We start from the raw sequence: 13728 nt of genomic DNA, 5'->3' as shown, positions 1-13728 counted from the left end.
TATAATGCATTGATTTTATACCATTCTTTCGTTATAATCAAGGAAAATGTAAACGCTTACACGAAAGAGCTCATTTCCTGGTAACCGTTCTTCATGCGAAGCGTCAAAGAAGGAAACAGTATGAATATTTACGATATCTCGAAAGTAGCCGGGGTTTCCATCGCTTCCGTCTCCCGTGTCATCAACGGCGCGGAAAACGTCTCCGAGAAGACCCGTAAAAAGGTGCTCGATGTCATCGACCAGTACGGCTACACACCAAACGCGTATGCACGTGGTCTCGGGCGCGGTTCCATGAAGACCATCGGCATCATGTGCTCCGACCCGACCGATATGTACCTTGCGAGTGCCATCAACTTCCTCGAGACCGAGCTGCGCAGCCAGGGCTATAATTCCATCCTCTGCTGCACCGGCTTCGAGCTCGAGAATAAGAAGGCGAGCTTCGAGCTCCTGAAATCCCGTCAAGTCGACGCCTTCATCCTCGTCGGTTCACAGTTTATCGAGCCGAATCCGGAGGACAATGCCTACATCATCGAGGGTGCCCGGGAGCATCCGGTCATGATTCTGAACGGTTATCTCGAGGGCGAGAACATCTACTGCACCGTCTGCGACGAGCAGGGCGGTATGCGAAACGCGCTCCACCAGCTCTATGACACCGGCGCACGGAAGTTCGTCTATGTCTACTCGAGCGTCAGCTACTCCGGCACACAGAAGCTGGCCGGGCTGCACCAGGGCATCGCGGAGCTCGGACTCCCACAGGACGCACTCCGCACCGTACATGGCCACCGCCGCTTCGACGAGATGGCGCAGCTTCTGAAGGAAGCCTACGAAGAGGAAGCCTTCGACGCCATCCTCGGCTCCTCCGACACCTCCGGTGTCGGTGCCGTCAAGTTCGCGCGACGCATGGGCCTTCGGATCCCGGAGGATCTCCAGATCGTCAGCTGGAATGACTCCACCCTCGCGGTGGCCTCCTCTCCGGAGCTGACCAGTGTCGACGCGATGCTGAAGGAACTCTGCCAGAAAACCTGCCAGCATCTGATGACGCTTCTGAATCCGGCGGAGGATGCGCAGGGCGAGCCGCTCGAGACGGAGATCCCGAAGAAGACCGTCATTGCGACGCGCCTCGTCACGCGTGAAACCACACGTTTCTGAAGACAATGCCGTAAGGCGTTGCATATATATTTATCCCTATCTGTCGCTGTCCCCGGAGCGAAATGCACGGACCGCTCGGCAGATACCACAAACTCATGGAGGTAAAGCTATGAAACCATTTATGGACAAGGACTTCCTGCTCTCGACCGATGTAGCGAAGGAGCTCTATCACGAGATCGCAGAGAAGGCACCGATACTCGATTACCACTGTCATATCGATCCGAAGGATATCGCAACCGATAAGAGCTACGATAACATCTTCCAGGTATGGCTCGGAAAGCCACCAATCGGTGACCACTACAAGTGGAGACAGATGCGTGTCAACGGCGTACCGGAGGAGTACATCACCGGAGATAAGCCGGACCGCGAGAAGTTCCAGATGTGGGCAGAGACCCTTCCGAAGCTCATCGGTAACCCGCTCTACCACTGGTCTCACCTCGAGCTTCGTAAGTACTTCGGCTACGAGGGCTACCTGAACGGCGACACCGCTGAGGAAGTATGGAACCTCTGCAACGAGAAGCTCCATGATCCATCCATGTCCGTACGGAACATCATCAAGCAGTCGAACGTAAGGCTCATCTGCACCACCGATGACCCGATCGATACCCTCGAGTGGCATCAGAAGCTCAAGGACGACGCAAGCTTCGACGTAAAGGTTCTTCCTGCATGGAGACCGGACAAGCTGAACAACATCGAGCTCCCGACCTTCGCACCATACATCGCAAAGCTCGCGGAGAGATCCGGTATCACCATCACCGATATGGCTTCCCTCGAGAAGGCAGTCGCTGACCGTCTCGATTTCTTCCAGTCCATGGGCTGCTCTGTCACCGACCACGGTGTTCGTTACGTTGCATACGCTCCGGCTGAGAAGTCCGAGCTCGATGCGATCCTGAAGAAGGCGATGAACGGCGAGGCAGTGACTACAGAAGAGGCTGCCAAGTACAAGACCGCGATGCTGCTCTTCCTTGCAAAGGAGTACAACAAGCGTGACATGGTCATGCAGATCCACTACGGCTGCGTACGTGATAACAACGCCGACATGTTTGCAAAGCTCGGCCCGGATACCGGCTTCGACTCCGTCGACAACTACGCTCCGGCCGATCAGCTCGCGAAGTTCTTCAACGCTCTCAGTGCGACGGATGAGATTCCGAAGACCATCCTCTACTCACTGAACCCTTGCGATAACACCACGATCAATACCATCGCCGGCTGCTTCTGCAAGGCACCTGTAAAGAACAGAATAACCCAGGGTGCTGCATGGTGGTTCAACGATCACAAGCAGGGCATGATCGACCAGATGGTCAACATGGCAAACCTTTCCGCACTCGGAAACTTCAACGGTATGCTGACCGACTCCCGCTCCTTCCTCTCCTACGCTCGTCACGACTACTTCCGTCGTATTCTCTGCGAGCTGATTGGACAGTGGGTAGAGAACGGTGAGTATCCGTACGACAAGAAGGCCCTGACCGAAATCGTAAAGGGTATCTCCTTTAACAACGCTGTGAAGTACTTCGGCTTCGATCTCGAGCAGTGCTAATAAATTTTAAAAAACGGGAACCTGTCCTCTCTGAGGACAGGTTCCCGTTTTGTTTTTTTGAAATGTCGAGCATCGTAATAAGCCGGGTTATGTATCAAGTGGTCATCTATCTAGGACGTATGTTGCCATACGCCTCCATCAACCTACCCGGAAGCGGACGAGCCACCCTATGCTTCCTGTTTGGTCTTTCTTCAGATGGGGTTTATAATGCCGTTCCTGTCACCAGGCCCGCGGTAGTCTCTTACACTGCCCTTGCACCCTTACCGGCCGAAGCCGGCGGTCTACTCTCTGTTACACTTTCCTGTGCGTCACCGCAACCTGCCGTTAGCAGGCATCCTGCTCTGTGAAGCCCGGACTTTCCTCTCCCAGCCGGTTTCCCTACGCTGGCAGCGACCACATCCGATACTCGACACCACATTTTACCTCAGGAATCCCGCGCCGTCAAGCACCCGCGGGCTCCTTGGGGCATACAGTTCAGCCGACGTCGAGGCAGCTGCCGCCGATGAATTCCCGTATGATGGAGTTCTTCGGGATCAGCTCCGGGCTGATCGGGAGGAAGTAGTCGAGGAACTTGAGCAGGCGCTTCGCCTCCTGATACTCCGGCTCTTCCGGCCGGATCTGGAACAGGAGGGGTGCTGCGAAGAGCTTCAGCACTGGAAGCTCATAGATCATGCTGGAGTTCACCATCACATCCGCAGTCTCCTGGAACGGGAAGATGTTCTTATCCTCTCCTCGGCGTACGCTGTCCCACATGGTGATGGTATCCTTCGCGCTGTAGCCACGGGTGCGGTTATCACGCACGATGCGACGGAGGAGACGGCCATCCGCCGTCGGTATGCGGTTGTGGTCGTCGACATTGATCTGGGTCAGGGCGGAGATATAGATCTTGAAGCGTGCGTCCACCGGAAGCTGCTTCGACATCTCGTCATTCAGGCAGTGGATGCCTTCGATGACGAGGACGTCGTTCTCGCCGAGCTTACAGAAGTGGCCGCGGTACTCGCGCTTTCCGGTTATAAAATTGTAGACTGGCAGCTGCACCGTCTCGCCTGCGAGGAGCTTCAGCATATCCTCACTGAACTGCTCGATGTCGACACACTTTATGGACTCGAAATCCTTCTTTCCATCCGGGCCGATCGGGGCGAGCTCGCGATCACGGAAGTAATTATCGACGGTGATCGGGTGCGGATGCAGGCCGAGGGCCATGAGCTGTATGCTGAGACGACGTGAAAAGGTCGTCTTGCCGGAGCTCGACGGGCCGGCGATCATGACGAGCTTCTTATTCCGCTTCGCGATCTCCATCGCGACGTTGCCGATCGTCTTCTCGAAGATCGCCTCCTGCATCAGGATGAGCTCATCGGTGCCACCCTGGACGATGCAGTCATTCAGCGCGGCGACATTGCCGCAGTCGATGGAGTTCGCCCAGGCCGCGGATTCCTTCTGGACCTTATAGAGCTTATCCAGCGGCACGAAGCGCGCTACATGCTCCGGATCCCGCATCGTCGGCAGCATCAGTACGAAGCCGCTGCCGTACGGTACGAGGTCGAAGGCCCGGATGTAGCTGGTATCCATCACCATATAGCCATAGAAGTAATCGAAGAAATTTCCGAGGCTGTAGATATTGACCCGGCTCGTCATACGATAGTGGAACAGACGCTCCTTGCTCGTCATCCCGACCTCACGGAACATCCGGATCGCTTCGTCGGTCTGCACACTCCTCTTCATGATCGGAATCTTCTGATCCCGGTACGCTTCCATGGTCTGCTTCACCTGAGCGAGCAGTGTCTCCGTCACCTCGACCCCGCCACGAAGATAACAGTAGAAGCCACCGCCGAGGGTATAGTCGACCACGACGCCGAAATCCTTCACATCGGCACAGAGGTGATAAAAGGCCTTCAGCATCATAAAGATCGCCGAGCGCTGGTAGGCCATGTGCCCTTCCTTGTCTGCGCCGGTGATGAAACTGATCTCCCCGCCCCTCTCCGGTACATGCTTATGAAGCTCGTAGAGCTTCGTACCGAGCTTCGCCAGCAGGATCTCTTGCGGGATCTCCGCCTGATGCTGCATCGCGATCTCATAAAATGTCGTGCCCGCTGGATATTCGCAGGTCTTCCCCTGAACTGTAATCGTCATGTACTTTCCTCCTCAGACAATCTGCGCCGGGAAGTGCAGCTCCTCCTCGATGATCTCTGCCTCCGGGAACTCTGCCCGCAGAAACTCGGCGATGTAGTGCACGAAGATATGCTCGAGGCCGTAGTGGCCAGCGTCGAGAAGACTGATGCCCTCCTCACAGAGGTCGAGGCCCTCGTGGTGGCCCATATCGCCGCTCAGGAAGGCGTCAACCCCGAGGCTAAGTACCTCCTTCAGCTCGCCGCGTCCAGAACCCGGACAGCAGGCGATGCGCCGGATCGGCATACCGGCATCATAGTACTGAACAAACGGCAGTCCGAAGCACGCCTTCACACGGGCCGCGAGCTCTGCAGCGCTCAGCAGCTCCGGCAGCTCTGCCGTGAAGCCGATGCCATAGGCATCTGGATTCACATCGCGCTCTGTTTCCACGACACGCAGCTGAAGACCCTCTGCTGCGCCGTTCTGCGTGTCCTTCGGAAGAAATCCCGTCGGCTCCATCAGGCCCGTCTTCCGAAGTCCCAGGGCCGCACAGACGATGTCCGCCATGCCGCCCGGGCAGGAATCGAAGTTCGTGTGCATCGAAAAGACAGAAACGTCATTCCGTATGAGATCCAGAAGCTTGAGCCCCAGTGCTGACTGATCATTGATGGACTTCACGCCACGGAAGATGATCGGGTGATGGGTCACGATCAGATCGCTGCCGGCATCGATCGCGGCATCGACGACCGTGCAGGTGGCATCCAGTGCGACATAGATGCGGCTGACCTCCCGGTCCGAACGACCGACCAGCAGCCCCGGGTTATCCCAGTCGCAGGCGGCTGCCTTCGGCGCGAGCTGCTCGAGCTTTTCTGTAATCATAGATACTGTGTTCATCGATATGCCTCCAGTGCGTTCATACAATGCTGATATGCGGTACGTACCTCCAGCGAATCGGTCTGTCTGAGGATGCCCTCATATCTCATTTTTTCCTTTTCCAGAAAGCTTTTTAAAACCGGATCCAGCCGGCGGAGCAGACGACCACCATAAAGGAAGTCCTCCTCCGTGACATACATCGAGTCGGAAGACGCCGCGTCTGCACGCTTTGATACGTTGAGTATGACATAATACTTCCCCTCATCGATGAGCATCGTTTCTTCGTCGATCTGCATGCCCTCTGCGAGAAGGAAGCGGCGGAAGTGCGGGATCTCCGACTGTGGTGACAGAACGAAGTGCGCGAAGTCCCTGAGCCGTCCCTGCAGGATGCGCTCCATCAGCGGTCCGCCCATACCCGCGACGACGACGGTGTCGGCCTCCCCCGGCGCGACCTTCTCGAGGCCGTCTGAGAGGCGGGTCTCGATCTTTCCGGCGAGTCCTGCGCAGAGAATATGCTCCGCTGCCTGCTGCAGCGGACCCTTCCGTACGTCACAGGCGAGGGCGCGTGCCGCTCTCCCACGCCGTACCGCCTCGATCGCGACATAGGCATGATCACAGCCGATATCCGCGAGGCAGCCGGAGTCCGGCATCCGCTCTATGATGGTTTCCAGTCTTTTCGGAAGCTGAAACTGCTTTTCCAATTCGTTCCTCCTGTATATAGCCTGATCGTTCTATGCATCGGGATCCTTCTGCAGACCAGCTATGTCCTGTTTCATCGAAATGCTTCTGCTGTCCTGTACCAGCCTATTTCATCAAGACAGTGCAGCAGGCGAGTTTTATGAAGCCTCGCCCATATACTCAGTCGATGTGCAGACCCTGCAGCGCCGACTGTTGCTGGAAGAGCTCCGACAGCTGACGAGGATCCGTCTCATTCGCGATTTTCGTATTCAGCGAGCTCATCTTGACATTCCGAATCACATCCTCGAGCCCACGCTTGAACTCGCGCTCGTCGACATCCTCCGGCAGTAGATTCCCATTAAACATCGCGGCGACCTTCTCATAGGCCTCCTCATCCTCACGGAAACGATCGAGGATCGTATTGACCGGCTGCTGCTGGTAGACGAGCTCCAGTACCGTACGGACGGTTTCATCACTGATGTCCGCCGGCTGGATGTACTTCTGGACCGTCGGTATGAGCTCCGGCTTTTCACTGAGCCAGGTGACGAGCTGCTTCTCCGACTTCTGAAGCGCCGTCTCTACCTTCTTCTTCGGGTTCGTCCGCGGCATGAAGCTCGTGGACTGATACATCTTCTCGTTCAGCGGGGAGTTCCGGCGCGCCCGCTGCTCGCCCATCGTATTTACGAGGCGACGCAGGGCATTCACGTCGATCATCTGCTCGCGGGCCACAGCCTGGATATAATTCTCCCGCTCGATGGCCTCCTGGATCTCGCTCAGCTTCTCCGCGGCGGCATTTGTATACGCTGTCATGCCTGCCGGGTCCTTGAGGTCGTAGTCGAGCTTCATCACATCGATGAGCCATAGAAAGCTGTTCTGTGCCTGGTCGATGCGCTCCTGAAAAGCTTCCTGTCCCTTCGCCTTGATGAACTCGTCCGGGTCCTTGTATGGCTTCATGCTGATGACCTTACTCTGGATCCCGACCGCCTTCAGCATCGGCATCGCGCGCTTCGCGGCCTTGATGCCGGCACCATCCGAATCATAGGTGAGAAGGATCTCACCGACATAGCGCCTGAGAAGGCGGCACTGCTCTTCCGTGAGCGCCGTACCGAGCGAAGCGACCGCATTTGTGAAGCCGGCCTGGTGCATCGAGATGACGTCCATATAGCCCTCACAGAGGATGAAATACTTCTTCCGCGACTTCTTCGCATAGCAGAGACCGAAGAGGTTTCTTGACTTGTCGAAGAGACGGGTCTCCGGACTGTTCAGGTACTTCGGCTCACCCTCGCCCATCACACGGCCACCGAAGCCGATGACACGGCTGTTGACATCCATGATCGGGAAGATGACACGATTAAAGAACTTATCGTACGCGCCGCGCTCGGAGAAGTTCACGAGACCGGACTCCCGGAGGATCGCGTCCTCATAGCCGCACTGGCGGAGATAGCGATAGAGTCCGTCCCGGGTCTGGTCGGCATAGCCGAGTCCCCATACTCGGAGCGTTTCGTCACTCAGCTGACGCTTCCGGAAGTAGTTCATACCGAGCTGTCCGACCGGCTTCCGGAGCGCATCGTAAAAGTAGACAGCCGCCTTTTTATTGATCTCGAGAAGCTTCGTCCGGAGGTCACGGCTCTGCCGCTCCTCACTGCTGACATTTCCCTCCGGAAGCTGATAGCCCTCTTCGTCGGCGAGCTTCCGCACCGCCTCCAGGAAGGTGAGGTTCTCATACTCCATCGTGAACTTCACGACATCGCCGCCCTTTCCGCATCCGAAGCAGTAGAAAATCTGCTTCGACTGATTCACGGAAAAGGAGGGCGTCTTCTCTCCATGAAACGGGCAGAGCCCGAAATAATTGGCGCCCATCTTTTTCAGATGGACGACCTTACCGACCACGTCCACGATATCGGCCCGTGATCTTACTTTTTCTATGACTTCTTCAGGATAATACAAGAGGATTCTCCAGTTCTTCTAAAACTTCTGCCAGCCGACCGGCACAAAATACTCCTTAAATTTATAGATACAGTAATCGTCCGTCATGCCGGCGATATAATCGCAGACGGAGCGCTCGCGCGCGATCTGACGCTTGAGCTCCTTCTCCGGATCATCCGACGCGATCTTCGCGAGATTCGATTCGAGCATGGTGATGAACTCCTCGGTCATCGAGTCCGGGTTCTCCATATAATACTGGAACAGCAGCGTCATCATGCGTCGAACCTTGACCTCCTCCTGCTTCGCCTCACCGCCGATATAGACATGCGTGAACATCCACTCCCGAAGCGACTGCATCGCATGCTCGACCGGTGCCGACATCGTAAGCAGCGGCTGTCCCTTCGACTGATAGATCACGTCATGGATCAGGACGCTTAAGCGTTCCTTCACCGAGTGCCCCAGGATGTCGCTGATCTCCGACGGGATCTCCTCCTCCCGTATGAGGCCCGCGCGGATCGAGTCGTCGATGTCGTGGTTGATGTAGGCGATCTTATCCGCGAAGCGGACCGCCTGACCCTCGAGGGTGTTCGGATGACCCGAGGTGCGGTGGTTCAGGATGCCGTCGCGCACCTCCTTCGTGAGATTGAGGCCCTGGCCATTTTTTTCCAGCACCTCGACGACGCGCACGCTCTGCTCGACATGGGAGAAGCCCTCGTGACAGAGGCTGTTCAGCACATGCTCGCCGCTGTGCCCGAACGGGGTATGGCCGAGATCATGGCCGAGGGCGATCGCCTCGATGAGGTCCTCGTTGAGACGGAGTGCCTTACCGAAGGTCCGGGCGATCTGACTGACCTCCAGGGTATGGGTGAGACGCGTACGGTAGTGGTCTCCCTCCGGTGCGATGAAAACCTGCGTCTTATGCTTGAGGCGGCGGAAGGCCTTACAGTGGATGATACGGTCACGATCACGCTCGAAGCACGGGCGTATGTCGTCCGGCTCCTCCGCCCGGTCTCTCCCCTGCGATTCCGAGGAGAGTGCCGCATACGGCGACAGGGTCTCCCGCTCCAGCGCTTCCAGTTCTTCTCTGATACAGCTCATCTTGCCTCCGATCTGTTGCAACAGCCGAATGATTGTTTGCTCTTAGAATATCATTTTCAGAGAGCTGAATCAATGAACATTCCGTCCTGTATGTATGATAACACAAAAAGAAAAACCCGTAAGCCATGCTTACGAGTCAGTCCCAAGGGTAGTCGATGCGACTGGATTCGAACCAGCGACCTCTGCGTCCCGAACGCAGCGCTCTACCAAGCTGAGCCACGCATCGATAAGTTGTTTTCGTTGCTGTGTTGTGTCTGCCTCAGCAACAGGTAAGATAATATCAGACAGACGGGTGAGTGTCAAGCATTAATTTGAAACTTTTTTCGGGTCCCGGCTGCCTGAACGATGACTCCATCTCATCCGTACGGAAAAGGTCGTGGAGTGTTCACTCCACGACCTGTGCATCACATCACTTACTGTGCATCATCCTGCGCAGATGCCGCTGGCGCCGACGCTGCCGGCTGCTGCTCCGCGGTCTCCTGCTGTGGCTCCGGCTGATAAACTGCCGTGTTCAGCTCACGACGATTGCTGACGACGACATCGTAGGTCTGCTGCATGTTTTCCATGAGCGCCTGGTATCTCGACTGCTGCTCGACCATCGAGTGGCTCATCAGGGTCTCGATGGAGGCGAGGATGGAGTCTGTGTACTGGATGGCGTTCAGCTTCATGTTGTTGGACTCAGCGGTCGCATTTGCGAGGATCTGATCTGCCTGCGCCTGTGCCTGCTGTACGAGCTCGTTTGCCTTCGTGTAGGCCTGCTGCATGATCTCGTTCTCAGATACCATCTCCTCGGTCTGCTGCTTTGCATCCTGAATCATGCTCTCTGCCTGATTCTTCGCATCTGCAAGGATCGCATCCTGCTGGGAAATGATCTTCTGGTACTTCTTGATCTCATCCGGAACACGGAGGCGAAGCTCGACCAGAAGCTCCTCCATCTCCTCTTTATTTACAAGGATCTTCGAATTCGACAGTGGCTGATACTTACAGCTGTCAATGTACTCCTCAATCTCACCGATTAACTGCTCAATTCTGCTCATGTTTCTTAACCGCCTTAAATTTTCCCTTCATTCTATCCTGTATCTCAGGTGACACGAATTCATGGATATCGCCGCCGAAGCTTGCGATTTCCTTTACGGTGCTGGAGCTGAGATAGGAATACTTCAGATTTGTTGTTAGAAAGATCGTATCGATATCCGGCGCGATGACCTTATTCGTCTGTGCGAGCTGAAGCTCGTACTCGAAATCCGTCACGGCACGGAGTCCTCTGACGATCACGGTAGCGCCCTCCGCATGTGCGAAGTCGACCGTCAGGCCATCGAAGGCCTTCGCCTCGACATTGTCGAGATGTTTCGTCAAATTATTAATCATTCTAACACGTTCTTCACTTGAAAACAACGGCGTTTTCGCGTTGTTTGTAAGCACGCCTACGATGAGCTTATCGACGATTTTCGCGCCGCGCTCGATGATGTCAAGATGACCGAAAGTCACCGGATCAAAGGATCCAGGATAGATTCCGATTTTCATACTGTTCTTCTCTCCAGGCTATTATCTTATGCCTTTTTCGTCGCTTGACAAGTCCGATCTTCCGAAGTTTTTCTTACTTTTTACGGAAGAAAACGTGCTTGTTCGTCTTATACAGCTTTTCACGTACGAGCGTGTAGCCGAGTGCCTCGATGTCATCCGTCAGATCATCGTTGAGATCCGCCTCGATGATGAACAGCGTATGCTCATCGACATAATCCATATCGTGGAGGATGTCCATCGCCTTCCGCTCGAAGCCGTGATTATATGGCGGGTCCATGAAGACCACGCTGAAGTGGTAGCCTGCGTTCTGGAGGCGGTTCAGCGCCGACATATAGTCGGAGGCGATCACCACACCCTCCTCGGTGAACTTACAGTGCGTGAGGTTCTCCTCGATGCAGCGGATCGACTTCGGTGCATTATCGACGAAGACCGCACGACGGGCACCACGGGAGATCGCCTCGATGCCGATGCCGCCGGAGCCTGCGAAGAGATCGAGGAAGTCGATACCCTGGACCTCGAACTGTAAAATATTAAAAAGGGTTTCCTTGATACGGTCCTGGGTCGGACGTGTATCCATCGAATCTACGGTCTTCAGCTGAAGGCTCCGTGCGGTTCCTGCAATTACTCTCATCTCTGCTCTCTTTCTATAACACTTCAGTTTTCTTCTTAATATAAGGATGCATCGGCATCCCTGTCAAAGGCTGATGCCACCGTCTGATCTCTGTCATCTGCTCGAGTCCGTCATTCTGCGCCTGACAGACGCGGGAATCTCATAGTGTACAGCTCTTCGCGAGGAAGCGATCAAGCGCTCTTTTCAGCTCCCCATGCTCCGGAAGCGTAAGCTCCGCATCCGTCTTCAGTACGAAGGCTGCATCCTCCGAAGCTTCCCGGAGGAGCGCGCCATCCTCATAGATGTCTGCGATGGCGAAATCCAGGGCACCCGACTGACGGACACCGAAGATGTCACCCGGTCCCCGAAGCCGGAGATCCTGCTCTGCGATGTCGAAGCCGTCGTTTGAGTGGGCGAGGATCTGCAGTCGCTGCTTCGACTTCTCCGAGTTCTGCGTATCGACGAAGATGCAGAAGCTCTGATGCTCCGAGCGTCCGACTCGTCCGCGCAGCTGGTGAAGCTGCGCCAGTCCGAAGCGCTCTGCATTCTCCACCATCATCACCGTCGCATTCGGCACATCGACCCCGACCTCGACGACGGTCGTCGACACGAGGAGGTCGATCTCGTGCGCGAGAAAGCGTGCCATGATGTCTTCTTTTTCTGCCGGCTTCATCTTACCATGGAGTTTCCCGATCTTCACTTCTTTTGGGAAAATTTTACGGATCTTTTGCACATAATCCGATACATTCTCGAGATCGAGCATATCGTTCGGCTCCACCATCGGACAGATGATGTAGGCCTGACGTCCCTTCCGGATCTCCTCGTAGATGAATTTATACGCATTCTTTCGATAATTCTCATCGACCACCGCGTTCCGGATCGGGAGACGATCCGCCGGCTTCTCCCGGATCAGGCTCACCTGCATATCCGCATAGACGAGCATAGCGAGCGTCCGCGGAATCGGGGTCGCCGACATCACGAGTGTATGCGGTCGCTGGCCCTTTTCTGACAGCTCCTGCCGCTGATTCACGCCGAAGCGGTGCTGCTCATCCGTGATCACGAGTGCGAGCTGGTCATAGACGACCTTCTCCTGGAACAGGGCATGGGTGCCGATGATGAGATCCGCATCGTGGGTGGCGATGCGTGTATAGAGCGTTTTCCGCTCCTTCGCCGTCATCGAACCGGTCACGAGCACCGGTCGAAGCGCGAGCGCATGCTCCTCGATCATCGCCTTCATCTTCGCAAAATGCTGCTCCGCGAGAATCTCCGTCGGCGCCATCAGTGCCGCCTGGTAGCCGCTGAGCGCCGTCTCCAGCATCGCGAGAAAGGCGACGATGGTCTTTCCGGAGCCGACATCTCCCTGCACGAGGCGGTTCATCACGAAGCCAGACCGGAGATCCGCCGTGATGTCCTGCACGGCCGCCTTCTGCCCTTCGGTGAGCTGAAACGGCAGCTTCTCTACCAGCGCCGCTACCTCCGGATGCGCCTCGATCACGAAGCGCGAGCGTTCCGCTGCGTGATGCGCCTTCTTCTCCGCCAGCGCCAGAGAAAAGAGGAACAGCTCGTTAAACGCAAGGCGTTTTCGGGCCGCTTCGAACTGCGTCACGCTCTCCGGAAAATGCATTGCCCGGACCGCCGTCCGCATATCCATCAGGGTCCGGTTATAGCGTATGCTCTCCGGGACGAAATCCGGACGGAACACCGACACGTCCATCGCCTGCCGCACCGCCTTCAGAATCGCCGTATTCGAGAGCCCCTTCGTCTGCCCATAGACCGGCTCCAGGGTGCCCGGCTTCGCTTCGTATTCCTCCGGTCGGAAGATCCGGGGCTGCTGCATCGTTTTCTGTCCCTTGAAGCTCGTGACCTTCCCGAGGAAGACCAGGACCGTACCGGCCCGCAGTGTACTCTTCAGAAAGGCGGCATTGAACCAGCAGAGACGCAGCTTTCCCGAGAGATCCCGGACATAGGCCGTCGTCATGAGGAGACCGTGGAGATGCACCACCGTCGCATCCTTCTCGAGCATGCCCATGACCGCCTGCTGTTCGCCATCGACGAGACTCCCCACCACCTGCGTCTTCGGGAAGCTCAGATAGGTGTGCGGGAAGTAGTAGACGAGGTCCTCCACGGTCCGAATCCCCAGCTTCTGAAACAGCTTTTCTGTTTTCGGGCCGATGCCCTTCAGTTCTGTAAGTTCCATGTTTCTATATAAAAGAGCCCCTGAGTTTCC

11 protein-coding genes, 1 tRNA gene and 1 other RNA gene are annotated in these 13728 nt (G+C 56.1%); 2 read left to right on the top strand and 11 right to left on the bottom strand.

Features of this window, described 5'->3' with window-relative positions; translation table 11 throughout:
- Nucleotides 1-120: 120 nt before the first annotated feature.
- Nucleotides 121-1149, top strand: a complete 1029-nt coding sequence (locus ACTQ52_RS04070) for a LacI family DNA-binding transcriptional regulator (RefSeq protein WP_441226320.1) — start codon at nt 121-123, stop codon at nt 1147-1149.
- Nucleotides 1150-1258: 109 nt separating this feature from the next.
- Nucleotides 1259-2686, top strand: coding sequence for a glucuronate isomerase (uxaC, locus tag ACTQ52_RS04065; RefSeq protein WP_441981874.1), 1428 nt, complete (start codon nt 1259-1261; stop codon nt 2684-2686).
- Nucleotides 2687-2748: 62 nt separating this feature from the next.
- Here the strand turns inward: uxaC and rnpB are convergent.
- From rnpB to recG, 11 genes are all read right to left on the bottom strand, one after another.
- An RNA gene (gene rnpB / locus ACTQ52_RS04060) (RNase P RNA component class A) lies at nt 2749-3095 on the bottom strand.
- A gap of 65 nt (nt 3096-3160) precedes the next feature.
- The gene (locus ACTQ52_RS04055) at nt 3161-4816 is read right to left on the bottom strand and encodes a nucleoside kinase (protein ID WP_441981873.1); all 1656 of its coding nucleotides are present in this window, start codon (nt 4814-4816) and stop codon (nt 3161-3163) included.
- Nucleotides 4817-4828: 12 nt separating this feature from the next.
- A complete protein-coding gene (locus ACTQ52_RS04050) occupies nt 4829-5686 on the bottom strand; it encodes a Nif3-like dinuclear metal center hexameric protein (protein WP_441226323.1) in 858 nt (285 codons plus the stop codon).
- Nucleotides 5683-6366 carry a tRNA (adenine(22)-N(1))-methyltransferase gene (locus ACTQ52_RS04045; protein WP_441981872.1) on the bottom strand — a complete coding sequence of 228 codons (684 nt, stop codon included), beginning with the start codon at nt 6364-6366 and terminating at the stop codon, nt 5683-5685. Before ACTQ52_RS04045 ends, ACTQ52_RS04050 begins: the two co-directional genes overlap by 4 nt.
- Nucleotides 6367-6523: 157 nt before the next feature.
- On the bottom strand, nt 6524-8290 hold the full coding sequence (dnaG, locus tag ACTQ52_RS04040; protein ID WP_441981871.1) for a DNA primase: 1767 nt from the start codon (nt 8288-8290) through the stop codon (nt 6524-6526).
- A gap of 18 nt (nt 8291-8308) precedes the next feature.
- Nucleotides 8309-9367: a deoxyguanosinetriphosphate triphosphohydrolase gene (locus tag ACTQ52_RS04035; RefSeq protein WP_441981870.1), complete on the bottom strand. Its 1059-nt coding sequence runs from the start codon at nt 9365-9367 to the stop codon at nt 8309-8311.
- Between the two features lie 152 nt (nt 9368-9519).
- A tRNA-Pro gene (locus tag ACTQ52_RS04030) sits at nt 9520-9593 on the bottom strand.
- A 187-nt stretch (nt 9594-9780) separates the two neighbouring features.
- Nucleotides 9781-10404: a vacuolar family H+-ATPase subunit H gene (locus ACTQ52_RS04025; protein ID WP_441226326.1), complete on the bottom strand. Its 624-nt coding sequence runs from the start codon at nt 10402-10404 to the stop codon at nt 9781-9783.
- A complete protein-coding gene (gene coaD / locus ACTQ52_RS04020; RefSeq protein WP_410043966.1) occupies nt 10391-10891 on the bottom strand; it encodes a pantetheine-phosphate adenylyltransferase in 501 nt (166 codons plus the stop codon). Before coaD ends, ACTQ52_RS04025 begins: the two co-directional genes overlap by 14 nt.
- Nucleotides 10892-10964: 73 nt before the next feature.
- Complete coding sequence (gene rsmD / locus ACTQ52_RS04015; protein WP_441981869.1) at nt 10965-11522, bottom strand: 16S rRNA (guanine(966)-N(2))-methyltransferase RsmD; 558 nt, start codon at nt 11520-11522, stop codon at nt 10965-10967.
- Nucleotides 11523-11661: 139 nt separating this feature from the next.
- A complete protein-coding gene (gene recG, locus ACTQ52_RS04010; RefSeq protein WP_410043964.1) occupies nt 11662-13698 on the bottom strand; it encodes an ATP-dependent DNA helicase RecG in 2037 nt (678 codons plus the stop codon).
- Nucleotides 13699-13728: the final 30 nt, after the last annotated feature.

The sequence above is a fragment of the Oribacterium sp. Sow4_G1_1 genome (assembly GCF_052116105.1).
Lineage (GTDB): Bacteria > Bacillota > Clostridia > Lachnospirales > Lachnospiraceae > Oribacterium.
The sequence above is the reverse complement of the archived record's forward strand: the minus strand, read 5'-3'. Positions and strand labels throughout refer to the sequence as shown.